Origin of the sequence: Rhizobium leguminosarum, from assembly GCF_001679785.1 — a bacterium.
Taxonomy (GTDB): Bacteria; Pseudomonadota; Alphaproteobacteria; order Rhizobiales; family Rhizobiaceae; genus Rhizobium; species Rhizobium leguminosarum_R.
Window position 1 is genome coordinate 3,615,038 of sequence record NZ_CP016286.1, and the last position, 22,938, is coordinate 3,637,975.

General features: G+C 61.6%; 26 protein-coding genes and 1 tRNA gene. 17 read left to right on the forward strand and 10 right to left on the reverse strand.

Features of this window, described 5'->3' with window-relative positions; genetic code table 11:
* Positions 1-18: 18 nt before the first annotated feature.
* The gene (locus tag BA011_RS17700; protein WP_065281412.1) at positions 19-1,650 is read right to left on the reverse strand and encodes an AMP-binding protein; all 1,632 of its coding nucleotides are present in this window, start codon (positions 1,648-1,650) and stop codon (positions 19-21) included.
* A gap of 223 nt (positions 1,651-1,873) precedes the next feature.
* Here BA011_RS17700 and BA011_RS17705 point away from each other — a divergent pair, with 223 nt between their 5' ends.
* Complete coding sequence (locus BA011_RS17705; RefSeq protein ID WP_065281413.1) at positions 1,874-2,854, forward strand: aldo/keto reductase; 981 nt, start codon at positions 1,874-1,876, stop codon at positions 2,852-2,854.
* A 94-nt stretch (positions 2,855-2,948) separates the two neighbouring features.
* Here BA011_RS17705 and BA011_RS17710 read toward each other — a convergent pair whose 3' ends face one another.
* Positions 2,949-3,527, reverse strand: coding sequence for a TetR/AcrR family transcriptional regulator (locus BA011_RS17710; protein WP_065281414.1), 579 nt, complete (start codon positions 3,525-3,527; stop codon positions 2,949-2,951).
* A gap of 128 nt (positions 3,528-3,655) precedes the next feature.
* Between BA011_RS17710 and BA011_RS17715 the strand changes: the two genes are divergently transcribed.
* Positions 3,656-4,951, forward strand: coding sequence for an MFS transporter (locus tag BA011_RS17715; protein ID WP_065281415.1), 1,296 nt, complete (start codon positions 3,656-3,658; stop codon positions 4,949-4,951).
* A gap of 125 nt (positions 4,952-5,076) precedes the next feature.
* Positions 5,077-5,161 (forward strand) — tRNA-Leu (locus tag BA011_RS17720).
* A 194-nt stretch (positions 5,162-5,355) separates the two neighbouring features.
* Here BA011_RS17720 and BA011_RS17725 read toward each other — a convergent pair.
* Both BA011_RS17725 and BA011_RS17730 read right to left on the reverse strand, forming a co-directional pair.
* Entirely contained in the window at positions 5,356-5,643 is a 288-nt protein-coding gene (locus BA011_RS17725; protein WP_003543268.1) for a hypothetical protein, read from the reverse strand.
* 169 nt (positions 5,644-5,812) lie between these two features.
* A complete protein-coding gene (locus BA011_RS17730; RefSeq protein ID WP_003543270.1) occupies positions 5,813-6,097 on the reverse strand; it encodes a hypothetical protein in 285 nt (94 codons plus the stop codon).
* A 210-nt stretch (positions 6,098-6,307) separates the two neighbouring features.
* Here BA011_RS17730 and BA011_RS17735 point away from each other — a divergent pair, with 210 nt between their 5' ends.
* Positions 6,308-8,056, forward strand: coding sequence for a cation:proton antiporter (locus BA011_RS17735; protein WP_065281416.1), 1,749 nt, complete (start codon positions 6,308-6,310; stop codon positions 8,054-8,056).
* Positions 8,057-8,107: 51 nt separating this feature from the next.
* Here BA011_RS17735 and BA011_RS17740 read toward each other — a convergent pair whose 3' ends face one another.
* Together BA011_RS17740 and BA011_RS17745 are read right to left on the reverse strand one after the other, a co-directional pair.
* Entirely contained in the window at positions 8,108-8,431 is a 324-nt protein-coding gene (locus BA011_RS17740; protein WP_237352491.1) for a hypothetical protein, read from the reverse strand.
* A gap of 122 nt (positions 8,432-8,553) precedes the next feature.
* Positions 8,554-8,844: a hypothetical protein gene (locus tag BA011_RS17745; RefSeq protein ID WP_065281418.1), complete on the reverse strand. Its 291-nt coding sequence runs from the start codon at positions 8,842-8,844 to the stop codon at positions 8,554-8,556.
* Between the two features lie 197 nt (positions 8,845-9,041).
* Between BA011_RS17745 and BA011_RS17750 the strand changes: the two genes are divergently transcribed.
* Positions 9,042-9,632 (forward strand): YqaA family protein, encoded by a 591-nt coding sequence (locus tag BA011_RS17750; protein ID WP_065281419.1) that lies wholly within the window; start codon positions 9,042-9,044, stop codon positions 9,630-9,632.
* Between the two features lie 124 nt (positions 9,633-9,756).
* Positions 9,757-10,275, forward strand: coding sequence for a disulfide bond formation protein B (locus tag BA011_RS17755; RefSeq protein WP_065281420.1), 519 nt, complete (start codon positions 9,757-9,759; stop codon positions 10,273-10,275).
* A 56-nt stretch (positions 10,276-10,331) separates the two neighbouring features.
* On the opposite strand, the gene BA011_RS17760 is transcribed toward BA011_RS17755, so the two are convergent.
* Together BA011_RS17760 and BA011_RS17765 are read right to left on the reverse strand one after the other, a co-directional pair.
* Positions 10,332-10,889: an HNH endonuclease gene (locus tag BA011_RS17760; RefSeq protein ID WP_020051813.1), complete on the reverse strand. Its 558-nt coding sequence runs from the start codon at positions 10,887-10,889 to the stop codon at positions 10,332-10,334.
* A gap of 111 nt (positions 10,890-11,000) precedes the next feature.
* Positions 11,001-11,645, reverse strand: coding sequence for a DNA-3-methyladenine glycosylase family protein (locus BA011_RS17765; protein ID WP_065281421.1), 645 nt, complete (start codon positions 11,643-11,645; stop codon positions 11,001-11,003).
* A gap of 47 nt (positions 11,646-11,692) precedes the next feature.
* Here BA011_RS17765 and gluQRS point away from each other — a divergent pair, with 47 nt between their 5' ends.
* Positions 11,693-12,574: a tRNA glutamyl-Q(34) synthetase GluQRS gene (gluQRS, locus tag BA011_RS17770; protein ID WP_065282583.1), complete on the forward strand. Its 882-nt coding sequence runs from the start codon at positions 11,693-11,695 to the stop codon at positions 12,572-12,574.
* Here gluQRS and BA011_RS17775 read toward each other — a convergent pair.
* Positions 12,539-13,462 (reverse strand): YihY/virulence factor BrkB family protein, encoded by a 924-nt coding sequence (locus tag BA011_RS17775; RefSeq protein WP_065281422.1) that lies wholly within the window; start codon positions 13,460-13,462, stop codon positions 12,539-12,541. The genes gluQRS and BA011_RS17775 overlap by 36 nt on opposite strands.
* 76 nt (positions 13,463-13,538) lie before the next feature.
* Here BA011_RS17775 and BA011_RS17780 point away from each other — a divergent pair, with 76 nt between their 5' ends.
* The 7 genes from BA011_RS17780 to BA011_RS17810 all read left to right on the forward strand — a co-directional run bounded on the left by BA011_RS17780 (position 13,539) and on the right by BA011_RS17810 (position 19,152).
* Positions 13,539-14,372 carry an SDR family oxidoreductase gene (locus BA011_RS17780; RefSeq protein ID WP_065281423.1) on the forward strand — a complete coding sequence of 278 codons (834 nt, stop codon included), beginning with the start codon at positions 13,539-13,541 and terminating at the stop codon, positions 14,370-14,372.
* An 18-nt stretch (positions 14,373-14,390) separates the two neighbouring features.
* Positions 14,391-14,594 carry a twin transmembrane helix small protein gene (locus BA011_RS17785; RefSeq protein ID WP_017962283.1) on the forward strand — a complete coding sequence of 68 codons (204 nt, stop codon included), beginning with the start codon at positions 14,391-14,393 and terminating at the stop codon, positions 14,592-14,594.
* 240 nt (positions 14,595-14,834) lie between these two features.
* Positions 14,835-15,413 carry a cob(I)yrinic acid a,c-diamide adenosyltransferase gene (locus BA011_RS17790; RefSeq protein ID WP_065281424.1) on the forward strand — a complete coding sequence of 193 codons (579 nt, stop codon included), beginning with the start codon at positions 14,835-14,837 and terminating at the stop codon, positions 15,411-15,413.
* A gap of 33 nt (positions 15,414-15,446) precedes the next feature.
* Positions 15,447-16,232: a rhomboid family intramembrane serine protease gene (locus BA011_RS17795; protein WP_065281425.1), complete on the forward strand. Its 786-nt coding sequence runs from the start codon at positions 15,447-15,449 to the stop codon at positions 16,230-16,232.
* A 186-nt stretch (positions 16,233-16,418) separates the two neighbouring features.
* A complete protein-coding gene (locus BA011_RS17800) occupies positions 16,419-17,168 on the forward strand; it encodes an electron transfer flavoprotein subunit beta/FixA family protein (protein WP_065281426.1) in 750 nt (249 codons plus the stop codon).
* Between the two features lie 24 nt (positions 17,169-17,192).
* Positions 17,193-18,122 (forward strand): electron transfer flavoprotein subunit alpha/FixB family protein, encoded by a 930-nt coding sequence (locus BA011_RS17805; RefSeq protein WP_065281427.1) that lies wholly within the window; start codon positions 17,193-17,195, stop codon positions 18,120-18,122.
* Between the two features lie 148 nt (positions 18,123-18,270).
* On the forward strand, positions 18,271-19,152 hold the full coding sequence (locus BA011_RS17810) for a 3-hydroxybutyryl-CoA dehydrogenase (protein ID WP_017966357.1): 882 nt from the start codon (positions 18,271-18,273) through the stop codon (positions 19,150-19,152).
* Positions 19,153-19,164: 12 nt separating this feature from the next.
* On the opposite strand, the gene tlpA is transcribed toward BA011_RS17810, so the two are convergent.
* Positions 19,165-19,827 (reverse strand): thiol:disulfide interchange protein TlpA, encoded by a 663-nt coding sequence (gene tlpA, locus BA011_RS17815; protein WP_065281428.1) that lies wholly within the window; start codon positions 19,825-19,827, stop codon positions 19,165-19,167.
* A 39-nt stretch (positions 19,828-19,866) separates the two neighbouring features.
* Here tlpA and argH point away from each other — a divergent pair, with 39 nt between their 5' ends.
* The 3 genes from argH (at position 19,867) to lysA (ending at position 22,900) form a co-directional block, all read left to right on the forward strand.
* Positions 19,867-21,270 carry an argininosuccinate lyase gene (gene argH, locus BA011_RS17820; RefSeq protein ID WP_065282584.1) on the forward strand — a complete coding sequence of 468 codons (1,404 nt, stop codon included), beginning with the start codon at positions 19,867-19,869 and terminating at the stop codon, positions 21,268-21,270.
* Between the two features lie 155 nt (positions 21,271-21,425).
* On the forward strand, positions 21,426-21,620 hold the full coding sequence (gene lptM / locus BA011_RS17825; protein WP_065282585.1) for an LPS translocon maturation chaperone LptM: 195 nt from the start codon (positions 21,426-21,428) through the stop codon (positions 21,618-21,620).
* An 11-nt stretch (positions 21,621-21,631) separates the two neighbouring features.
* Positions 21,632-22,900, forward strand: a complete 1,269-nt coding sequence (lysA, locus tag BA011_RS17830; RefSeq protein ID WP_065281429.1) for a diaminopimelate decarboxylase — start codon at positions 21,632-21,634, stop codon at positions 22,898-22,900.
* Positions 22,901-22,938 lie beyond the last annotated feature (38 nt).

Genomic DNA, 22,938 nt, shown 5'->3' on the forward strand with positions numbered 1-22,938 from the left:
TTTGCGTCCGGAAATGCTCTACCCCTCGCTGGCGGCCCTTTCGCGCAGCAGCCGGCGGATCACCTTGCCGGTGGTGGTCAGCGGCAATGCATCGATGAATTCCACTTCGCGCGGATATTCGTGCATCGAAAGCCGCGTCTTCACCCATTCCCTTATGTCGGCAGCCAGCGCCTCGCTTGGATGATGGCCAGGTGAAAGCACGATATAGGCCTTGACGATTTCGGTGCGCACGGCATCGGGCTTGCCGACGGCGGCGGCGAGCTGCACGGCGGGATGGCCGATCAGGCAGTCCTCGATCTCGGCCGGGCCGATGCGATATCCCGACGAGGTGATGACGTCGTCGTCGCGGCCTTCGAAGGTGACATAGCCCTCGGTGTCCTGCCGGCCGATATCTCCGGTGAGCAGCCAGCCTTTGACGAATTTTCGTTCCGTTGCTGCCGTATCGTCCCAGTAGCCGAGGAACATGACGGGATCTGGACTGGCGATGGCGATCTGGCCCGGTTCGCCGACGGGCAACTCGTCGCCCGTCTCGCTGACGATCGCAACGCGGTGCCCGGGCACCGCCCGTCCTATGGCGCCCGCCTTGGTGACGCCATAGGCAGCGCTCGACGCAAGCACGAAATTGCACTCCGTCTGGCCGTAGAATTCGTTGACGGTGATGCCGAGCGTATGCCGCGCCCATTCATAGGTCTCGCGCCCGAGCGCCTCCCCGGCCGAGCCGATGGTGCGCAGCACCAGATCATATTTCGTGCGCGGATCGGCAACGGATCTCATCAGCCTTAGCGCCGTCGGTGGAATGAAGGCATTGCGCACCTTCATCTCGGCCATGATGCGATAGGCCATGCCGGCATCGAATTTCTGCGCCGGCGACGAAACGACGGGAATACCGAGCAGAAGGCTCGGCAGCAACGCGTTGAGCAGCCCGCCGGCCCAGGCCCAGTCGGACGGCGTCCAGACCTTGTCGCCCGGCCGCGGAAAACCCTCATGGGCGAACTGCATGCCGGGAATATGGCCGGGCAGGACCCGGTGGCCATGCAACGCGCCTTTGGGCGGCCCCGTCGTTCCCGACGTGAAGATCATCAGCGCCGGATCGTCCGGACCAGTTTTGGCGATGTCGAAGGCAGGGGGATGGCCATCCACCAGCTCGGCGAAAGCAGTCGCATCGGCACTCGCCCCGTCGATGCTGACGATATGCTTCAACGCTGGCAGGCGTCCGCGGATCTGCCGGATGCGTTCGAGACCGAAGCCGTTGGTGATGACGGCCGCGGCACCTGCCGCCTTCAGCCGGTATTCCAGCGCCTCGACGCCGAAGAGCAGCGCCAGTGGCAGCGCGATCGCGCCGGTCTTATAGATCGCCACATGTGCGATCACCGTTTCGAAGGATTGCGGCAACAGCAAAGCGACGCGATCGCCGCGTTTGATATCCAGTGAGACGAGCGCATTTGCGAAGGCCGAGGAACGATCGGCGAGCGCGCGATAGGTCATCGCGCGATGATCGCCGTCGGGGCTGAAGTGCTCAAGGCAGACGCGCTCCGGATCTCTCGCGGCCCAGTCGTCGCTGACGGCGCGGCCGATATTGAAATCCTCCGGAATCCGCCAGGAGAAATCGCGATAGAGATCGTCATAGCGATCGTGGAATGGCAGTTGCATGGTCGGATTCCGGTAAAATGCTGCATCAGCTAACATCTTGCGGCGCGGATGTGCAAGCTGCAGCCGGAATCGACAGCAATGAGCGCGGCTCAGAAGTCTCGATCACGGATCATTGTGCGCATGCAGCATAGATTCTTCATTTGCCGCCCTGCGACTTTGGCCATCTCGCGCTAAATCATGGAAAGCCGCCTGGGGATTATCAAATTCATCACGGAGTCGTTTCATGGAATACGCAAAATTTGGCAAGACCGGTCTCGAAGTGTCGAAAATCTGCTTGGGCTGCATGACCTTCGGCGATCCCGGCCGCGGCAATCATGCCTGGAGCCTGCGGGAAGAAGAAAGCCGGACGATGATCAAGCAGGCGATCGACCTCGGCATCAATTTCCTCGACACCGCCAACACCTATTCCAATGGTTCCTCGGAGGAGATCGTCGGCCGGGCCATAAAAGATTTCGCCAAACGCGAGGACATCGTGCTGGCGACCAAGGTGTTCAACCGCATGCGACCGGGCCCGAACGGCGCCGGCCTGTCGCGCAAGGCGATCTTCGACGAGATCGACAACAGCCTGCGTCGCCTCGGCACCGACTACGTGGATCTCTACCAGATCCACCGCTTCGACTACACGACGCCGATCGAGGAAACGCTGGAAGCGCTGCACGACGTCGTCAAATCGGGCAAGGCGCGTTATATCGGCGCCTCCTCCATGTATGCCTGGCAATTCGCCAAGGCGCTTTACGTCTCCAGGCTGAACGGCTGGACCGAATTCGTCAGCATGCAGGATCACCTGAACCTGCTCTACCGTGAGGAAGAGCGCGAAATGCTGCCGCTCTGCGAGGATCAGAAGATCGCCGTCATCCCCTGGAGCCCGCTTGCCCGCGGCCGCCTGACCCGCGACTGGGACGAGACGACGGCCCGCAGCGAGACCGACGAATTCGGCAAGACGCTCTACACGCAGTCCATCGATGCCGACCGCAAGATCGTCGGGGCCGTGGCCGAAATCGCCAAGGCCCGCAACATCTCCCGCGCCCAGGTCGCAACTGCCTGGATCCTGCAGAAGAGTGCGGTGACCGCCCCGATCATCGGCGCGTCCAAACCGAACCACCTCACGGACGCCGTTGCCTCGCTCTCGGTCAAGCTCACCGCCGAGGAAATCGCGGCACTGGAAGCACCCTACATCCCGCACACCGTCGCCGGCTTCAAATAGTCGCCGACCGACGTCCCGATCCTCAGGCATGTGCAAGGTAGATCCCTCTCCGCACGGAGAGGGAGATCGAAACCATCGCCTTTCGCGACTGAGTTTATGTCTCGCTTTCAGGATCGAGCTGCCGGCGCATCGTCACCAGAAACTGCTCGGCAAGCGCTCTGTCTTCGACAGCACGGGCAAGAATGACGGCACCCATCATCGATGAGAGTGTCGTCGTCGCATTGGCGCGGCGCTCCTCTTCCGTCTCGCCGGGAACGATATCGGCAAGCGTGTCGACCAACACGGACAGCCCGTCGCTGAAGACCGCGCGGACCGCGCCGCGGCTGCGGCTGACTTCCTGGATCAGCGTTGCGAAGACACAGCTGCCGCCCGGATCGTCAACCGTGCGCCAGTGGATATAGTGGTCGAGAAGCGCTGCCAGCGGCCGGTCCGGCGATTCGGCGATATGCTCCTTCCAGCGCGTTTCGACCTTGTCGATCAGCTTGCGGCTGACCTCAAGCGCCAGGTCATCCTTCGAACCGAAATGACCGTAGAAGCCGCCATGCGTCAGCCCCGCCGCCTTCATGATGTCGGCGACGCCGACCCCGTCGAAACCGTTTTCGCGGAAAAGCACGCCGGCAACGCTCAGGATCTTTTCGCGGTTCTCGGCAAATTTTTCGCGGCTGACCCGCATTTGTCGTCTCCAGAAATAGTCGCTTGACAAAATATATGACGTCCATCATCAATACGCAAGAAATATGATGGCCATCATGTAAATCGATCCTGTATTTCCCGAATCTGAATTCAACCGGAATCTTGCCCATGGTTTCCACCGCCCTCGCCTCCACCCTCGCCCGGCGCAACATCCACTATGGCTGGGTCGTCGTTGCCGCGACCTTCCTCACCATGCTGGTCACGGCCGGTGCCATGGGCGCACCTGGCGTGCTGATCAAACCGCTGCAGGACGAATTCGGCTGGGAGACCTCGCAGATTTCCTCGGCCCTTGCGATCCGCCTGATCCTGTTCGGCTTCATGGGTCCGTTCGCCGCCGCCTTCATGAATTATTTCGGCGTGCGCAAGGTCATCGTCTTCGCACTGGCTCTGATTGGCGCGGGCTTCGTCGGTTCGTTGTTCATGACGACGCTGTGGCAGTTGCTATTGCTCTGGGGCATCGTCGTCGGCTTCGGCACGGGCCTGACGGCGATGGTGCTCGCCGCGACCGTCTCTTCCCGCTGGTTTACCAAGCACCGCGGCCTCGTCGTCGGCATGCTCTCGGCAAGCTCGGCCACCGGCCAGCTCGTCTTCCTGCCGCTGATGGCGGAGCTGACAGAACGCTACGGCTGGCGCTCGACGGTGTTTTTCGTCTGCGCCATGATCATGGTCGCAGCCCTTGCCGTGCTGGCTTTCATGCGCGACCGCCCGGCCGACCTCAACCTGCCCTCCTTCGGCGAAACGCAGGTAACGCCGCCGCCGGCAAGCACCTCGCTTGGCGTCGCGCTGATGACGCCCATCACCGTCCTCAGGGAAATCTCGAAGACCTCGACCTTCTGGATCCTCTTTGCCACCTTTTTCATCTGCGGTCTCAGCACCAACGGCCTGATCCAGACCCATTTCGTCACCCTTTGCGGCGATTTCGGCATCGTGCCGGTGGCCGCAGCCAGCGTGCTGGCTGTCATGGGCATCTTCGATTTCTTCGGCACTATCGGTTCCGGCTGGCTGTCCGATCGCTTCGATAATCGCTGGCTGCTATTCTGGTATTACGGCCTGCGCGGCCTGTCGCTGCTCTACCTGCCCTTCAGCGATTTCAGCTTTTACGGCCTCTCCATCTTTGCCGTCTTCTACGGCCTCGACTGGATCGCCACCGTACCGCCGACCGTCAAGATCGCCGCCGACCGCTTCGGCCCTGAAAAGGTCGGCCTCGTCTTCGGCTGGGTCTTTGCCGGCCATCAGCTGGGAGCCGCCACCGCCGCCTATGGCGCCGGCCTCTCGCGCACGGAGCTTTCGAGCTACCTGCCCGCCTTCTTCGTCGCCGGCGCCTTCTGCCTGCTGGCCTCGATCCTGGCGATCACGCTGAAGAAGTCCGGCCTGAGCAACTCGGCCCCGGCCGCCGCCCATTGATATCAGACGGGATCCGGCCTTGAAGCGAGGCCGGATCTCTCTACCGGATCAGTCCGATAACTTCGTTTGCCCGTCTTGCGCGTGCGGGTGCTCGCATGTTAGACAGCCGCCCGTTCATATCCGTTGCCCCATTGGCGGAATTGGTAGACGCGCTCGACTCAAAATCGAGTTTCGAAAGAAGTGCTGGTTCGACTCCGGCATGGGGCACCAGCCTACGCTCTGTGAGCTTCGGCTGGGCAAGCCGAAGAGAGCAGCTAAGCGGAGGCTGTCGCGCCGTAGTTCCGTCAGGAACGAAGGCGGACCGGTTCTATAATGCTCCGGTTAGCTGCACCATCATCTCAAATGCCTAGCCTGGCCCAAAGAGCCGATGGCCCGACGGAACGAATTTCGCATCTAAACAAAGCTTACTTATTCTTCAGCAGCCACATCTTGCCGGCCATCGTGATGCCGTAGACGTCTTTTGATGCGTCGTCATCCAGGTGCCGCCTTTCGAGAAAACCCGGCTCCTTCAACTCGCCCAACGTCTTGGCAGTGACTGACTTTATTTTCTGAGGCCGCTCTTTCCACCGGTCAGTTTTTGCGTAAGTCACTGTCGCGTTCTCGTGCGTCCATTTATTGGCTGGCTGAGGATAAAGGTCTCCATCCCTGGCGAGTTTAAGTGCGGCGATCTGGGACGGCGTAAGCTCAATCATACTAAAAGATCCTGTGCGGGCGGTGTTTGCGCTGGGAACGCGCTGTTACCAAAGGCGTGCTCATAACACCGACAGACGACTTTCACCACCGCATTGAGATATTCGTGCCACAAAAGGCGAAAACCCGGCTCGCTGGAACCGGGCTTCGTCCTTATCGCATATTTTTTCGTCAATTGCAGCGTCGGACCGTCCTGGTGACCTCGCCTTCGTCGGTCTGTCGGGTGACGCTCCTGGTTTCGCAGCCATTATCGCGATAGCGGCGGTGCTCACGTTCGCGCACGGCACCGAAAGTGACGCCACGCTCGCTGATGGTGATGCCGGGCCGGACCCGCTCGTGGCGATAGCCATCGTCATAGGAACGCTCCCTGACATAGACGCTGTCGGCAAGAACAGGCGCTGCAAACGAGCAGGCGGCAAGGGCCGCCACAGTACAGTTCAGGATGATCTTCCGCATGTCGTTTCTCCTTTCTTGATGAAAGGGCAACGAGGCAAGACGTAGGTGGTTCCAACATCGGTGACGGCCGGACGGTGCCGTGGACGACGTCTGCACCGCACCAGCCAGGACTGAGAACAAAGGGCCAGAACAGCGCCATCCCAAATCATCTGTTTAATTTTGTTTGCGCTTCGTCCAAAGTGGCCGCCGCTATCACAAGAGAGGGCGGACGTGCATCAGGAAGTAGGACTTATCGCGACGGTCGCCGTCAGTTTCGTTTTCGCGGCGATCCTGGGCTATGGCGCCGACCGGCTTCGGCTGCCGCCACTCGTCGGTTATTTGATGGCGGGCATCCTGATGGGCCCGTTCACGCCGGGCTTCGTCGCCGATACCGCCCTTGCCGGCCAGCTCGCCGAAATGGGCGTCATTCTTTTGATGTTCGGCGTCGGCCTGCATTTTTCCGCCTCCGACCTGCTCGCCGTGCGCGGCATCGCCGTGCCTGGCGCGATCGGTCGAATTATCCTCGCGACCCTGTTGGGCATTGGCCTTTGCAAACTCTGGGGCTGGAGCCTCGGCGCCGGCATCGTCCTGGGTCTCAGCCTGTCGGTGGCGAGCACCGTCGTACTCTTGAAGGCGCTGGAGGAGCGCAACCTTGTCAACGCCGCAAGCGGACGCGTCGCCGTCGGCTGGCTGATCGTCGAGGACCTGGTGATGGTGCTGGCACTGGTGCTGTTGCCGGCGCTCGCAGAGCTTCTGGGCGGCAACGCCAGCACTACGACCAACCACGGCCTCGGCGACCTGCCGCTGGCGCTGACGATCGGCCTGACGCTGCTGAAGGTTGCGGCCTTCGCCGCCATGGCGATCTTCCTCGGCCCTCGCATCGTGCCCTGGCTGCTGACGATGATCGCCCGCACCGGCTCGCGCGAACTCTTTACGCTGACGGTGTTGGCGATCGCACTCGGCATCGCCTTCGGCTCGGCGGCGATCTTCGGCGTCTCCTTTGCGCTCGGCGCATTTTTCGCCGGCGTCGTCATGAGCGAATCCCAGCTCAGCCACAGGGCGGCGGCCGACTCGCTGCCGTTGCAGAATGCCTTCTCCGTGTTGTTCTTCGTCTCCGTCGGCATGCTCTTCGACCCCTCGATTCTGGTGCGCCAGCCGCTGGCCGTGATCGGCGCGCTGGCGCTCGTCATCCTCGGCAAGGGCATCATCACCTTCGTGATCGTCATGCTGCTGCGATATCCGATCAGCATGGGACTGACATTGGCCGGCGGCCTCGCCCAGATCGGCGAGTTTTCCTTCATCCTCGCCGGTCTTGGCGTCTCACTCGGGCTCCTGCCGCATGAGGGCCAGGATCTGATCCTCGCTGCCGCGATCCTGTCGATCACACTCAACCCGATCGTGATCCTCGCAACCGACGGCCTGAAGAAAGTTATTCATTCGAATTGGCCCTCCCTCTGGGAAAGCTACGGCAGAAGCAGGCAAAAGGCGCTCGGCAAAGAACTGGACAAGATCAGGGCGCTCGGCGAAGAGCGCGAGCGCCAGCATCAACTGAAGATGCAGCAGCTGATCGAGACTTTTCCGTTGTTCTCCGAGGTCGACGAGGACGCGCAGGAGGAGTTGCTGCTGCTCTTTAAGGCGAAATCGGCGCCGCCCGGCGAACGAGTCATCCGCCGCGGCGACCGCGGCGACAGCATGTATTTCATCTCTTCGGGTGCGGTGGAAGTGCGGCTCGCCAGCGGCGCGATCCGCCTGGAGCCGGGAGCTTTCTTTGGGGAAATGGCGCTGCTGACCGGCGCACGGCGCACCGCCGACGTCATTGCCGTCGATTTCTGCCAGTTCGAGGTTCTAGAACGGCGCGACTTCAACATGTTCATGTCGCACCACCCACATCTGCGCGCCGCCGTCAGCGAAATGGCCCAGAAGCGGACGGAAATGAACGTCCTGCGTCAGCAATGGGAAAAGTCGATGGACCTATCCTGAAACGGAAGCTGCAGCTCCCGACGGAGCTGCAGCGTTTCGGCAAATAGTGGACTACTTGTCAGGGCAGGCTTCGCTGGTCGTGGTACCACTGTTGCCGCCTTGCGTCTGAAGCGACTCACCGGTCGGCTGGTCCGGGCAATTCGCCTTGTTCATCGGCATGTTCATCGAACTGCCGGAGCCATTGTTCGTCGTGCTGTTCGTCGCATTCGGATCCAGTGGTACCGTCGTGCCGCTGCCGCTGTTGCCGGTGCTGTTATATTCTGAGCTGCTCGGCGTATTGGCGCCGCTGTTGGTCGGAGCCTGCGGCGGGTTGCTCTGTGCGAAAGCTGCCGTCGCCATGCCAAGGGCGAGCAGCGAGACTGAAGCAAGTTTCATCCGCATGGGAATATCCTCCTCGGGATTTTGTTGATCATGAGAAAGAAACCATGCGCGAAAGTCGTTGTTCCGACAGGCCTAGGGATTGATCCCCAGACGCGCGGCGCTGTCGCGGGATTGCCTCAACCCGCCGGCCAATAACCGTCGGCGCGGAAATCTTCCGGGATCGGGTCGAGCTGCGACAACGCCTCGGCTGCGAAGTCGATCTGCAGCGACAAGTGTTTGAGAGACGCCAGCATCGGCACGCCGGTCGCGAATTCCCGGATGCGGGACAGATGATAACCGCTCTCGTCGATCCGCCGCGCGGCTTCCCGGCGCACGTCGTCTCTGCTCGGTCCCCGCCCCTTCTCGGACCGGTCATCCATTTGCACGGCCCGCCCACGGCCGCCTTCGATCACTTTGAACATTCTCATGCCACCCTGCACGTCGCCCCTAAATCAGCTTGCCGCAGAATGGCCGATTCGCAATCCCGTGAAATCTTGGGAGAGGCGCAGCCGCCCCGCATCACGAAAATTTTTCGACGGCGGTGGCAGGAAGGACACGGCCGAGCATTTACAGCGCCGCGCACGGCCCCTAAAGCTGTTTTGCACTGCAACAGGAAGGAAACGGAATGCTCCGCAGACTTTACGACTGGACCATGTCTCTGGCCGCACGCAAATCGGCCGAAATCTGGCTCGCCGTCATCGCCTTCGTCGAAAGCTCCGTCTTTCTCGTTCCCGCCGATGTGCTGTTCCTGCCAATGGCGCTTGCCAGGCCGGAACGCTCCTATCGCTACGCGCTGGTCGCGACCGTCGCTTCCGTACTCGGCGGCATCGCCGGCTGGGCGCTCGGCTTTTACGCCTATGAGACAGTGGCGCGGCCGGTGCTCGAATTTTACGGCAAGCTCGATGCCTTCGAGCAGATGAAGGCCTATGTCACCTACGAGTGGATCCTGCTGCTGCTTGTCACATCAGGTCTTGCGCATTTGCCGCCGATCAAGATCGTGACGATCCTGTCCGGCGTCATTCACGTCAATCTGGGCCTTTTCATTGTTTCGGCGATTATTGCACGCGGCGCGCGTTTCCTCTTCCTCGCATGGCTGCTGCGCCACTACGGCGAGCCGATCCGTGACTTCATCGAGAAGCGCCTCGGCCAGATCGTTGGCATCGGTGCCGCTACGGTGATCGTGCTATATGTCGGCTACCGCTCTTTCGCTCACTAGAGCATTTTCGTTTTTCTTCGAATAACGAAGACGCTCTCTCACTATATATTACGCAATTCCGGACGCAAAACCGCTTCACACTTTTGCTGGAATTGCACTAAGCCAAACTTCGCGGAGTTCCGCCATGCCTGCCATTTCCTCGCCGCTCGCCCGCCCCGGCTTTGTCTATTCCATATTGCTCGCCATCGGCATGGCGGCGGCGGTCGGCACGGCGCTCGGCTTCCAGTATATCGGCGGCTATATTCCCTGTGCGCTCTGCCTGTTGCAGCGGCAGCCCTATTATTACGCTATCCCGATCGCGATTCTGGCCGCAATCTCCGAGCTCGTCGGACTGCCGAACTGGATCACCCGGGCGCTCATTCTCGCGGCCGGCATGCTGATGCTGGTGACGGCAGGCATGGGTGCCTATCACGCCGGTGTCGAATGGCATTTCTGGCCCGGCCCGGCCACCTGCTCGACGACGGCAAGCAGCATGACGACCAATGCCGGCGATCTGCTCGGTGAGCTCAACACCATCAAGGGACCGTCCTGCACCGATGCGGCGTTGCGCGTGCTCGGCCTGTCTTTTGCGGGCTGGAACGTGATTGCGGGAATCCTGCTCGCAGCCTTCGCCTTTGTCGGCGTTCGCAAGGCCGCCTCGTAAAATTATGCAGCATTCGAAGGGCTGCAGCGTCCTTTGCGGCGCTGCAGGCCGTTCGATCAGGGCTGCAGTTCGGTATCCCAATAGAGATAGTCGAGCCAGCTTTCATGCAGATAGTTCGGCGGGAACAGCCGGCCGTTATTGTGCAGATCCTGCACCGTCGGCTGGTAGGGCTTCTGCGCCGGGAACATGGCTGCTTGCTTCGGAAGCTTGCTGCCCTTGCGCAGATTGCAGGGCGAGCAGGCTGCCACGACATTCTCCCAGGTCGTCTCGCCGCCATGGGCGCGCGGGATGACGTGGTCGAAGGTCAGGTCGTCATGGGCGCCGCAATACTGGCATTCGAACCGGTCGCGCAGGAAGACGTTGAACCGGGTGAAAGCGGGATTGCGGGACGGCTGAACGTAAGTCTTCAGGCACACGACGCTCGGAAGCCGCATCGAAAAGCTTGGCGAGGAAACCGAATGTTCATATTCTGCAATGATGTTCACACGGTCGAGAAATACCGCCTTGATCGCGTCCTGCCAGGACCACAACGACAAGGGGTAATAACTCAGTGGCCGGTAGTCAGCGTTCAGGACGAGCGCCGGCAGGGCCTGTGGGGAGACTGCAATCGTCAAGGGACTCTCCTGATCGATTCGGCATCTGCACCTGTATATTAGGCCGGTTGTTACAGGATTGTGAAGTCCAATAAATTCAGAGGATAAAGGCATTTTGAAGAGTGTTGCCGATCAGCCGATCGGCACCATGTCACGGCGCATCTTCGTGGCGTAGTAGGCCCAGAAAAGCCGTGCCGCCACCGAGCGCCACGGCGACCAGACTGCCGAAAGCTCGGCAAGCGTCTTCGCCTGCGGCCGTGCTGCAAGACAGAATGCCGCCCCGACGGCATTCTGCAGCGCGACATCGCCGGCCGGGAAAACATCGGCATGGCCGCCGCAAAACATCAGATAGACCTCTGCCGTCCACGGCCCGACACCCTTCAGCGCGGTCAGTTCGCCAAGCGCCTCGCCCGGCGGCTTCAGGCAGAGGCCGGAGAGATCGAGACGGCCGGAAGCGACCGCTTCGGCGATCCGCGACAGCGTCTCCGCCTTGGCGCGCGACAGGCCGAATTCGCGCCATGCCTCGGCGTGAACAAGCGCGTAACCTTCGGCCGTCAGCAAACCGTCCGCCGCCAGCATGCGCCGCCAGATCGCCTCGGCGCTGGCGCGCGATACCATCTGCGAGACGATGATATGGGCAAGCCCTTCAAAGCCGGGTTCGCGCAATCGCAGCGGAACGGGTCCGGCGTCGGCGACGATCGGCGCAAGACGCGGATCGAGGCGAAGCAGCGCTTCGAGCCCCTGTCTGACGTCATCGTCGTTGCGGATGATCTGCACAATTGCCTCACAGTGGTTCAAAAGCCGAATCCATGGCAGAAGAAAGCATGACCACGAGTGAGCGTCAAAAACCTGTCTTTCGTTTTGCGCCGAGCCCGAACGGACCGTTGCATCTCGGCCATGCCCTCTCGGCCCTCTTGAACCGTGACATGGCGGAGGCCGAACAAGCGCGCTTGCTGCTGCGTATCGAGGATATTGACCAGACGCGCTGCACGCCCGAGTTCGAGGCCGGCATCCTCAGGGATCTCGAATGGCTTAATATCGGCTGGGAAAGCCCGGTGCGGCGCCAGTCGGAGCATTTTCCCGAATATCAGGCGGCGTTGCATGCGCTGATCGAGCGCCGGCTGGTCTACCCGGCCTTCCTAACGCGCGGCGAGGTGAAGGTGCGCGTCGTCGCCTACGAGGCAGCGGGTGAATCCTGGCCGCGCGATCCCGACGGCACCCCGCATTATCCCGCAAATGATCGCGAGCGTCCGGCAGACGAATGGCGGGACATGCTGACCTCGGGGAAGAAACATGCCTGGCGGCTCGATATGCGCAAGGCGCTCGACCTGATCGGCGAACTGCTGTTCTGGACGGAAACCGGCGACGGCAGAACAGGGGAGATCGCCGCCGAGCCCAACGTCTGGGGCGACGTCATCCTGTCGCGCTCGGATGCGCCATCGAGCTATCATCTTTCCGTGGTCGTCGACGATGCGCTGCAGGGCGTCACCCATATCGTGCGCGGGCTCGACCTCTTCCACGCCACATCGGTGCACCGGCTGTTGCAGGTGCTGCTCGGCCTGCCGCCGCCGGTCTATCACCATCACCGTCTCATTCTTGGCGCGGATGGCCGCAAGCTTTCGAAAAGCCAAGGCGACAGCGGGCTTGGCGAATTGCGCGCCCAGGGCATGTCAGGGGCGGATATTCGCCGCCTTGTCGGGCTCTGACTGCCTTTCGACGCGCTCTCTGCCGACGATCGACAGCGTGCGGGAGAACATCCGGAACACGCGGAACTTGATCAGCGCTGCATTGATCTCCGCCCCGATGATGAAGATGACGCCGACCATGTAGAGGAAGATCAGCACGATCATGACAGAGGCGAGACCGGCATAGGTTGCCGTATAATTGGCGAAGGTCGCGAGATAATAGGCAAAGATCAGCGCGCCGGCGAGCCAGAGAAGCAGCGTCAGCAGCACCCCGGGAATGACGTCGAAGACCCGCCGCTTGCCGGCCGGCAGCCAGAGATGCATGACCAGCAGTCCGACGGTCAGAACCACCAGCGTGCCGTAGATGCGCCAGCTGAAGACGATGTCGAGCGTATCGGCAAACAGCGGAAACCAGCCGCGCGCATAATCGAGCGCCAGCGGCAGGGCGACCAGCAGGATGCTGATCGCCGTGAAGATAATGACCGCGATCAGCACGTAGCCCAGGCTGGCGAGACGCGTGAAATACCAGGGTCGCGTTTCCTGCACCCGGTAGGCGCGGTTGAGCGAAATGCGCAGCGCCTCGACACCGTTCGAGGCGAAATATGCGGCCGCCAGCACCGAGATCGTCAGCAGCCCGCCGCGCGGAATGGTCAGCACCTGCAGCACCTGGTCGGCGAGCGGTTTGGCGATCGCCTCGGGCCAGGTGTCGAAGATCAGATGGATGGCCGTCGAGGAAAATTGATCGGCGCCAAGGAAGCTTGCGAGCGCCGTGCCGAAGATCAGGAAGGGGAAAACCGCAAGCAGGCTCGACAGCGCCACGTGGCTCGCCATCGCAAAGCCGTCGTCCTCGACCATATGACAGATCGCGTCATAGACCACGTCATAGATCGTGCGCAGCACCTTCGGCATTCCGTTTCCGGCTTTCCAGATTGTATCCTCTGGCCGAATATGGGAAACGAGTCCCATTTTGTACAGGAATCATTCCATGGCGGAGCAGCGCACCATCGTCGTGACCGGATGTTCATCCGGTATCGGCGCTCATTGCGCGCGGGCGCTGAAAGCCGACGGCTGGCGTGTCTTCGCGACGGTGCGCAAGCCGGAAGATTTGCCGGGGCTGGAAACCGACGGCATCGAAACCTTCCTAATGGACTATGCCAGGACCGAGACGATTTCCGACCTGGTCGGCGCGGTTCTGGAACGCAGCGGCGGTCGCATCGACGCGCTCTTCAATAACGGCGCCTATGGCCAGCCGGGCGCCGTCGAGGATCTATCAACGGCAACGCTGCGCGCGCAGTTCGAGGCGAATTTCTTCGGCTGGCATGAGCTGACGCGGCAGGTCATTCCGCCGATGCGCAAACGTGGCCAAGGGCGGATCGTGCAATGCTCGTCGATCCTCGGCGTCGTCCCCTATCGCTATCGCGGCGCCTACACCGCGTCCAAATTCGCAGTCGAAGGCCTCAGCGTCACTCTGCGCATGGAACTGCAGGGCAGCGGCATCCATGTGAGCCTGATCGAGCCGGGTCCGATCGCCACACGTTTTACTGCCAATGCGCTGGCAAAGATCAAGGAGCATATCGACCTCGAGAATTCGCCGCACGCGGTCGATTACATCAGGCAATTGGCGAGACTCGACGGATCGGGGCCGGTCAACCGCCATAAACTCGGCCCGGAAGCGGTCTATTCCGTATTGAAACACGCATTGAACTCGAAAAATCCGAGGCCACATTATCCCGTAACGACTCCGGCTAAGCAGGGCATGTTCCTGAAGCGGCTGCTTCCGGCAGACCTCTTCTACCGCCTGATGCGCTGGACGGACTGACTGAGAAAGCTGAACGCCATGTCCACGGTCACCTATATCCTCGCGATCATCGTCATGGGCCTCGTCGCCCTCGTCCTGATCCGCGGTCTCTTCAACATGATGAAGGGCGGCGATGCCAACCGTTCCAACAAGCTGATGCAGCTTCGTGTGCTGTTGCAGGCGGTCGCCGTCATCCTGATCATGCTGACGCTCTGGGTGACCGGCGGCGGCCGCCCGACCTGACGGGGGCTAACCTAACGATAGAGGGGTAAATATGGGTACTATCGCCTCCTCGAACTCCCTCATTCCTGTGCTTGTCACAGGAATCCAGCCATCGCGCGTCCGCGCGGTGAATAACCAGATACAACCTTCAAAAGAGTCTCCCGCGCCCAAGGACTTGGTCGCGCTGGATTCCTGTGACAAGCACAGGAATGAGGGAGGGTGGAATGACGTGGTCGCCCTTCCATCGACTGGCGGTGCCGTATGGTGAAACTCAACAAGATCTACACGAAAACAGGCGATGACGGCACGACCGGGCTGGTGTCCGGCCCGCGTCGGCTCAAAGACGATCTGCGCGTCGAGGCCTACGGCACGATCGACGAGGCCAATTCCGCGATCGGCATGGCGCGGCTGCACACGGCCGGCTTGCCTGAACTCGACGCCATGCTGATGTCGATCCAGAACGACCTCTTCGATCTCGGCGCCGATCTCGCCACCCCCGACACTGGTGAGCCGCCGGCCTATGAGCCGCTGCGGATCGTCGAGACGCAAGTCGACCGCGTCGAGCGTGATATCGACCAGTTGAACTCCGGCCTGGAGCCGCTCAAATCCTTCATCCTGCCAGGCGGCAGCCTAGCTGCCGCCCATCTGCATCTTGCCCGCACGATTGCGCGCCGCGCCGAACGTCTGATGGTGTCGCTTGCCCGCACCGACGGCGAAATCGTCGGCGAGCCGGCGATGAAATATGTCAACCGGCTCTCCGATTTCCTCTTCGTCGCCGCACGTCATGCAAATGACCGGGGCCATGCGGATGTGCTTTGGGTTCCGGGAAAAAACAGATAGGCTTGTCGCGATCACGATCGCCGAGGGGCCTTTATGTTCATACCACTTCACGATGCCAATACGCTGAAACATATCAAGGTTCAGTGGGTAACGCTCGCACTGATCGCGCTGAACTTCGCGGTCTGGCTTTTGACCAGCCTGGAGAGCGAGCAGGCAGCCCAGGCGACGACCGTCGGGCTCGGCTACATCCCGGCAATCGCCTTCGGCCACGCGGTGCTGGCGCAGGGGCTGGAAATCGTGCCGGAGCCGCTGACCTACCTAACCTATGCCTTCGTCCATACCGGCTTCTGGCATCTCGCCGGCAACATGATCTTCCTCTGGGTCTTCGGCGACAATGTCGAGGATGCCATGGGGCATCTGCGCTTCCTGATCTTCTATTTCGTTTGCGCGGCCGCCGGCGCGCTCTGCCACGGCCTGCTGACGATGACCTCGGAAGCGCCGCTGGTCGGCGCATCGGGGGCGGTCTCCGGCGTCGTTGCCGCCTATGTCATGCTGCATCCGCGCGTCCGGGTCTGGGTGCTGGTGTTCTTCCGTGTGCCGCTACCCCTGCCGGCCTTCGTGCCGCTGCTTTTATGGATCGGACAGCAGTTCTTCATGCTGGCGATCGCACCTGACGGCGACGTTTCCTGGGGTGCGCATGTCGGCGGCATCCTTGCCGGGGCTTTCCTGATCCTGGCGTTGCGCCGGCCTGGTGTGCCGCTCTTCGACCGGCAGATCGTCACGCCCCGCGCCGTCAGAAACGACCCGGGCGCCGGCCAGGCCATCGCGGCCGGCACGGACGGGCGGACGGCGCAGCGATTTCCCTGGGGCCGCCGCTGACGACAATATTGACGTGAACGTAAACATCCATATATTGCCGAGGCAAATCGCCTGCCGCCGTCATGGAAGCGTGGAATTTGGAGGAAAAGCGCGTATCCATGTCGCCATTCGACAATCGGAGCGGCGCTCGAACGCGCATTTTCTAAAAAAGTCTCTGAAGCCAGTTTCTCCTGAAGGAAGGACCCCATGAAAATTCTCGTCCCAGTCAAACGGGTTGTCGACTACAACGTGAAGATCCGGGTAAAGCCGGATGGCACGGGTGTCGAGCTTGCCAATGTGAAGATGTCGATGAACCCGTTCGACGAGATCTCGGTGGAAGAGGCGCTGCGGCTGAAGGAAGCCGGCAAGTGCGAGGAAGTGGTGGTCGTCTCGATCGGCCCGGCCAAGGCCGAGGAAACGCTGCGCACTGCACTTGCCATGGGCGCCGACCGGGCGATCCTGGTCGAGACAGACGATCAGATCGAGCCGCTCACCGTCGCCAAGATCTTGAAGGCTGTGGCCGATGCCGAACAGCCGGGGCTGATCATATCAGGCAAGCAGGCGATCGATGACGACAGCAACCAGACCGGCCAGATGCTGGCGGCACTGATGGGAATTGCCCAGGCGACCTTCGCCTCGAAGATCGAGATCGGGGATGGCAAGGCTCAGGTCACCCGCGAAGTCGATGGCGGCCTGCAGACGATCGAGATCAAGCTGCCGGCGGTCGTCACCACGGATCTGCGCTTGAACGAACCGCGTTATGCCTCGCTGCCGAATATCATGAAGGCGAAGAAGAAGCCGCTCGACAAGAAGACGCCAAGCGATTTCGGCGTCGACACCACGCCGCGCCTCAAGGTGTTGAAGACCGAGGAGCCGTCCGGCCGCAAGGCCGGCGTCAAGGTCAAGTCGGTCGCCGAACTGATCGACAAGCTCAAAAACGAAGCCGGCGTGCTGTAATCAGTTGGAACAGGAGCCATCATCATGACCATTCTTCTTCTGGCTGACCACGACAATGCCAGCCTGTCCGACCAGACCGCCAAGGCGCTGACGGCAGCCGCAAAAATTGGCGGCGACGTGCATGTGCTGGTTGCCGGCAAGGCTGCCAAGCCCGCTGCCGATGCCGCCGCCAAGCTTTCCGGCGTCTCCAAGGTGCTGCTGGCCGAGAGCGACGAACTCGCCAACAATCTGGCCGAACCGCTGGCCGACCTGATCGTCTCGCTGGCCGGCAGCTACGACACGATCCTGTCTGCCGCCACCTCGGTCGGCAAGAATGTGCTGCCGCGCGTCGCTGCCCTGCTCGACGTCGCCCAGGTCTCGGAGATCATCGAGGTGATCTCGTCCGACACCTTCAAGCGGCCGATCTATGCCGGCAATGCCATTCAGACGGTACAGGCGAGCGATGCCAAGAAGGTGATCACCGTGCGCACCGCTTCCTTTGCCTCTACGCCGGAGGGAGGCTCGGCAACGATCGAGGCAATCCCGGCGGTTTCCGATCCGGGACTGTCGACCTTCGTCGGCGATGCGCTGTCGGCCTCCGACCGTCCGGAGCTGACCTCTGCCAAGATCATCATCTCCGGCGGCCGGGCACTCGGCTCGGCGGAAAAGTTTAAGGAGGTCATCCTGCCGCTTGCCGACAAGCTCGGGGCCGCCGTCGGTGCATCCAGAGCTGCCGTCGATGCCGGTTATGCGCCGAACGACTGGCAGGTCGGCCAGACCGGCAAAGTCGTCGCTCCGCAGCTCTACATTGCCTGCGGCATATCAGGCGCCATCCAGCATCTGGCCGGCATGAAGGATTCGAAGGTCATCGTCGCCATCAACAAGGACGAAGAGGCGCCGATCTTCCAGGTCGCCGACTACGGATTGGTTGCCGATCTCTTCGACGCCCTGCCGGAATTGCAAAAGGCGCTCTGACCGCGTCAAATGCTTTTCTTTCGCACTTGCGAATGACTGGAAAATTATCTTTTATCGGGCTACTACTGCTGCCGGGCGATCCTTCGTCCGGCAGCATTGCTAGAAAAATGCGGCGGCGCGGGGGCGAATGCCGTGCGGGGGTTTGGAGATGAATGCGGTGTTGAAGAATATTGGTATTATCGGTGCAGGTCAGATGGGCTGCGGCATCGCGCATGTTTCGGCCGCCGCAGGTTACAGGGTTCACATCTACGATCTCTCGCAGGACCGCATCGAATCCGGCCTTGCCACCATCAACGGCAACCTGGCCCGCCTGGTGACGAACGGCAAGATGACCGAAGAGGAACGCAAGTCGACCTTGTCGCTCATATCAGGCTCGTCCGATGTCAATGACCTCGCCCCTTCCGATCTCGTCATCGAGGCCGCCACCGAGGATGAAACGGTTAAGCGCAAGATCTATACCCAGGTCTGTCCGGTCCTGAAGCCGGAAGCGCTGCTTGCCACCAACACGTCTTCCCTTTCCATCACCCGGCTTGCTGCCGCCACCGACCGCCCCGAACGCTTCATGGGCATACATTTCATGAACCCGGTGCCTGTCATGAAGCTGGTCGAACTGGTGCGCGGCATCGCGACCGACGAGAAGACCTTTTCCGCCGCCAAGGAATTCGTCGGCACGCTGGAAAAGACCATCACCGTCGCCGAGGATTTCCCGGCCTTCATCGTCAACCGCATCCTGCTGCCGATGATCAACGAAGCGATCTACACGCTCTATGAAGGCGTCGGCACGGTCGACGCCATCGATACGGCGATGAAGCTCGGCGCCAATCATCCGATGGGACCGCTGCAGCTTGCCGATTTCATCGGCCTCGACACCTGCCTCTCGATCATGCAGGTGCTGCATGACGGCCTGGCGGACTCGAAATATCGTCCTTGCCCGCTGCTGGTGAAATATGTCGAAGCCGGCTGGCTCGGACGCAAGTCCGGCCGCGGCTTCTATGACTATCGCGGTGAAGTACCGGTCCCGACGCGGTAGACGCTCGCGGCTCTACGACCCGATCGCGCCCTTGATCAGCGCCTTGGCATCCTCGCTGTCCCAGGCAGCCGGCCCGTTCATCGCCGAAATCAGGCATCCCTTGTCATCGATCAGCAGCGTCACCGGTAGCCCGAAAGCGAGGCCTTCCTTCTTCAGGCTGTTGAATACCGAAATCGTATTGTCGCGATAGAGCAGCAGCGCATCGACGCCGGTGTCCGCGAGGAAGGTCCTCGGCTTCTCGTCGTCGCCGGTATCGATATTGACCGGCACGACCTGGAATCGGTCGCTGCCCATCTCCTTCTCGAGCGCGTTCAGCGCCGGCATCTCCTCGCGGCAGGGGACGCACCATGTCGCCCAGAGATTGAGAAGCACGGTCTTGCCGGCGAAATGATCGAGCGTCAGCGGCTTGCCGTCCGGCCCGTTGAAAGAAATGGCGGTCAGCTTGCGCGGCTCATTGGCGGCGACCATGGCGGCCACCTGGCCTTTCATCAGCGGCGTAATGCCGGCGATGCGGTCTTTGGCGAGCTTGCATTCGGCCGACGCCGTTTCATCGCCGCCATTGCCAATCCCCGTCTCCTTCACGTATACCGCTGCCGCACCGGCAACGACACCCGCAACGGCGGCCATCGCGATCCATTTCAGGGATGGCAGCCCGAGGGGTTTTCTTGTCGTCATTTCATTCTCCAGGACATGCATTTCAAGGCGGGCACCTTCATGGCCGACGACACCACGGACACCAAATCTTCCAACCAGATGTGGGGCGGCCGCTTCGCCTCCGGCCCGGACGCGATCATGGAGGAGATAAATGCCTCGATCGGTTTCGACAAGAAGCTATTCGCGCAGGATATCCGCGGTTCCATCGCCCATGCGACGATGCTCGCCCACCAGGGGATTATTTCCGGGAACGATAAGGACAAGATCGTTCACGGGCTAAACACGATCCTGTCAGAAATCGAAGGCGGCAATTTCGAATTCTCGCGTCAGCTCGAAGACATCCATATGAATATCGAGGCACGCTTGGCGACGCTGATCGGCCCGGCGGCCGGCCGGCTGCACACCGCCCGCTCGCGCAACGATCAGGTGGCGCTCGACTTCCGTCTCTGGGTGAAGGAAGAGCTGCAGAAGACCGAGCAGATGCTGACCGGCCTGATCGCGGCTTTCCTCGACCGCGCCGAAGAACATGCCGAAAGCGTCATGCCGGGCTTCACCCATCTGCAGACAGCCCAGCCCGTTACCTTCGGCCATCACTGCATGGCCTATGTCGAAATGTTCGGCCGCGATCGCTCGCGCGTGCGCCACGCCATCGAGCATCTGGATGAAAGTCCGATCGGTGCCGCCGCACTTGCCGGCACCGGCTATCCGATCGACCGCCACATGACGGCCAAGGCGCTCGGTTTCCGCGAGCCGACCCGCAACTCCATCGATACGGTCTCCGACCGCGATTTCGCCATCGAATTCCTGTCGATCGCAGCGATTGCGGGCATGCACCTGTCGCGTCTGGCAGAAGAGATCGTCATCTGGTCAACCCCGCAATTCGGTTTCGTGCGCCTCTCCGACGCCTTCTCGACCGGCTCATCGATCATGCCCCAGAAGAAGAACCCGGATGCCGCCGAACTGGTACGCGCCAAGACCGGCCGCATCAATGGTTCGCTGGTGGCGCTGCTGACGATCATGAAGGGGCTGCCGCTCGCCTATTCCAAGGACATGCAGGAAGACAAGGAACAGGTCTTCGACGCCGCCGAGAGCCTGGAACTGGCAATTGCCGCCATGACCGGCATGGTGCGCGACATGACCGTCAACACCGCGCGCATGAAGGCGGCGGCCGGCTCCGGCTATTCGACCGCGACCGATCTTGCCGACTGGCTGGTGCGCGAAGCGGGCCTCCCCTTCCGCGACGCCCATCACGTCACCGGCCGCGCCGTAGCACTCGCCGAAAGCAAGGGCTGTGACCTTGCCGAGCTGCCGCTCTCCGACCTGCAGGCGATCCATGCCGACATCACCGACAAGGTCTACGACGTGCTGACGGTCGAAGCCTCGGTCGCCAGCCGCAAGAGCTTCGGCGGCACCGCGCCGTCCGAAGTGCGGAGGCAAATCGCCTTCTGGCGCGCCCGCAACTAAGAGATACAAGGCGTGGCGAAAGGCCGCCGCGCCCTTCCTGTAGGCGCGGAAAGACCGCCCAACAATCAGGGTGCACAAGGCGGATAAACTTCGCTATGAAGATGTCCATCGTTCGATATGAATGATGCCACCATATGCCGCAGAAGAGGATATCCATGCAGAAGAGCTTGCCGCACCTCGTCCGCCTGACGGCGGTTCTCGCCGTCATCGGCCTTGCCGTTGCCGGATGCGGGCGCAAGGGCGACCTCGATCCGCCGAGCGCTGCGGCAACCAAGGGAGGCGACGTTTCCAAGCCGACGAAACAGCCGGGAACCGTCGACAAGCCCTTCCTTCTCGATCCCCTTCTTTAAGGCATAAGCCCGTGAACCATTTCGAGTACCGCGACGGCGTCCTTCATGCCGAGAACGTCCCCGTTCCCGAGATCGCCAAGGCGGTCGGCACGCCGTTCTACGTCTATTCCACCGCAACGCTGGAGCGCCACTACCGCGTCTTTTCGGAAGCTTTCGCCGACATGGACTCCATGGTCTGCTATGCGATGAAGGCGAATTCGAACCAGGCGGTGCTGAAGACGCTGGGCCGCCTCGGCGCCGGCATCGACGTCGTCTCGGAGGGCGAGCTGCGCCGCGCGCTTGCCGCCGGCATTCCGCCAGACCGCATCATGTTCTCAGGTGTCGGCAAGACGCCATCGGAGATGGATTTCGCTCTTGAAGCCGGCATCTACTGCTTCAACGTCGAATCCGAGCCCGAGCTCGAGATCCTCAACCAGCGCGCCGTCAGCGCGGGCAAGAAAGCGCCGGTCTCCTTCCGCATCAACCCTGATGTCGATGCGAAGACGCATTCCAAGATCTCGACCGGCAAGAAGGAAAACAAGTTCGGCATCTCCTGGGAGCGCGCCCGCGCCATCTATGCCCATGCCGCCAAGCTGCCGGGCATCGAGGTCACCGGCATCGACATGCATATCGGCAGCCAGATCACCGAGTTGCAGCCTTTCGACGACGCCTTCAAACTGCTGCACGACCTTGTCGCGACGCTGCGCGCCGACGGCCACACCATCCATCACGTCGATATCGGCGGCGGCCTCGGCATCCCCTACAAGGACGACAACAATCCGCCGCCGCTGCCGGATGCCTATGCGGCAATCGTCAAGAACCAGCTGCGCGGCCTGGACTGCAAGATCATCACCGAGCCCGGCCGCCTGATCGTCGGCAATGCCGGCATCCTCGTGACCGAAGTCCTTTATGTGAAGGATGGCGGCGAAAAGACCTTCGTCATCGTCGACGCCGCCATGAACGATCTCATTCGCCCGACGCTTTACGAGGCCTATCACGAAATCCGCCCGGTAACGATTTCGGCGGCCAACGCGCCGCGCATCCGCGCCGATGTCGTCGGCCCCGTCTGCGAGACAGGCGATTATCTGGCACTTGACCGCGAGATGGCGATGCCGAAGCCCGGCGACCTCATGGCCGTCAGCACTGCCGGCGCCTACGGCGCGGTCCAGGCCGGCACTTATAACAGCCGCCTGCTGGTGGCCGAAGTTATGGTCAGAGGCAGCGATTTTCATACGATTCGCCCACGCAGAACCTATGCCGAACTGATCAGCCTTGACTCCGTTCCGGCCTGGCTCGACTGAACAAGCCATCACTTTTTGGCGAATTAACGTGAAAAGCC

Coding starts and splice junctions, on each gene's coding strand:
- BA011_RS17700 (WP_065281412.1), bottom strand. CDS start 1,650: ATGCAACTGCCATTCCACGATCGCTATGACGATCTCTATCGCGATTTC.
- BA011_RS17705 (WP_065281413.1), top strand. CDS start 1,874: ATGGAATACGCAAAATTTGGCAAGACCGGTCTCGAAGTGTCGAAAATC.
- BA011_RS17710 (WP_065281414.1), bottom strand. CDS start 3,527: ATGCGGGTCAGCCGCGAAAAATTTGCCGAGAACCGCGAAAAGATCCTG.
- BA011_RS17715 (WP_065281415.1), top strand. CDS start 3,656: ATGGTTTCCACCGCCCTCGCCTCCACCCTCGCCCGGCGCAACATCCAC.
- BA011_RS17725 (WP_003543268.1), bottom strand. CDS start 5,643: ATGATTGAGCTTACGCCGTCCCAGATCGCCGCACTTAAACTCGCCAGG.
- BA011_RS17730 (WP_003543270.1), bottom strand. CDS start 6,097: ATGCGGAAGATCATCCTGAACTGTACTGTGGCGGCCCTTGCCGCCTGC.
- BA011_RS17740 (WP_237352491.1), bottom strand. CDS start 8,431: ATGAAACTTGCTTCAGTCTCGCTGCTCGCCCTTGGCATGGCGACGGCA.
- BA011_RS17745 (WP_065281418.1), bottom strand. CDS start 8,844: ATGAGAATGTTCAAAGTGATCGAAGGCGGCCGTGGGCGGGCCGTGCAA.
- BA011_RS17750 (WP_065281419.1), top strand. CDS start 9,042: ATGCTCCGCAGACTTTACGACTGGACCATGTCTCTGGCCGCACGCAAA.
- BA011_RS17755 (WP_065281420.1), top strand. CDS start 9,757: ATGCCTGCCATTTCCTCGCCGCTCGCCCGCCCCGGCTTTGTCTATTCC.
- gluQRS (WP_065282583.1), top strand. CDS start 11,693: ATGACCACGAGTGAGCGTCAAAAACCTGTCTTTCGTTTTGCGCCGAGC.
- BA011_RS17775 (WP_065281422.1), bottom strand. CDS start 13,462: ATGCCGAAGGTGCTGCGCACGATCTATGACGTGGTCTATGACGCGATC.
- BA011_RS17780 (WP_065281423.1), top strand. CDS start 13,539: ATGGCGGAGCAGCGCACCATCGTCGTGACCGGATGTTCATCCGGTATC.
- BA011_RS17785 (WP_017962283.1), top strand. CDS start 14,391: ATGTCCACGGTCACCTATATCCTCGCGATCATCGTCATGGGCCTCGTC.
- BA011_RS17790 (WP_065281424.1), top strand. CDS start 14,835: ATGGTGAAACTCAACAAGATCTACACGAAAACAGGCGATGACGGCACG.
- BA011_RS17795 (WP_065281425.1), top strand. CDS start 15,447: ATGTTCATACCACTTCACGATGCCAATACGCTGAAACATATCAAGGTT.
- BA011_RS17800 (WP_065281426.1), top strand. CDS start 16,419: ATGAAAATTCTCGTCCCAGTCAAACGGGTTGTCGACTACAACGTGAAG.
- BA011_RS17805 (WP_065281427.1), top strand. CDS start 17,193: ATGACCATTCTTCTTCTGGCTGACCACGACAATGCCAGCCTGTCCGAC.
- BA011_RS17810 (WP_017966357.1), top strand. CDS start 18,271: ATGAATGCGGTGTTGAAGAATATTGGTATTATCGGTGCAGGTCAGATG.
- tlpA (WP_065281428.1), bottom strand. CDS start 19,827: ATGACGACAAGAAAACCCCTCGGGCTGCCATCCCTGAAATGGATCGCG.
- argH (WP_065282584.1), top strand. CDS start 19,867: ATGGCCGACGACACCACGGACACCAAATCTTCCAACCAGATGTGGGGC.
- lptM (WP_065282585.1), top strand. CDS start 21,426: ATGCAGAAGAGCTTGCCGCACCTCGTCCGCCTGACGGCGGTTCTCGCC.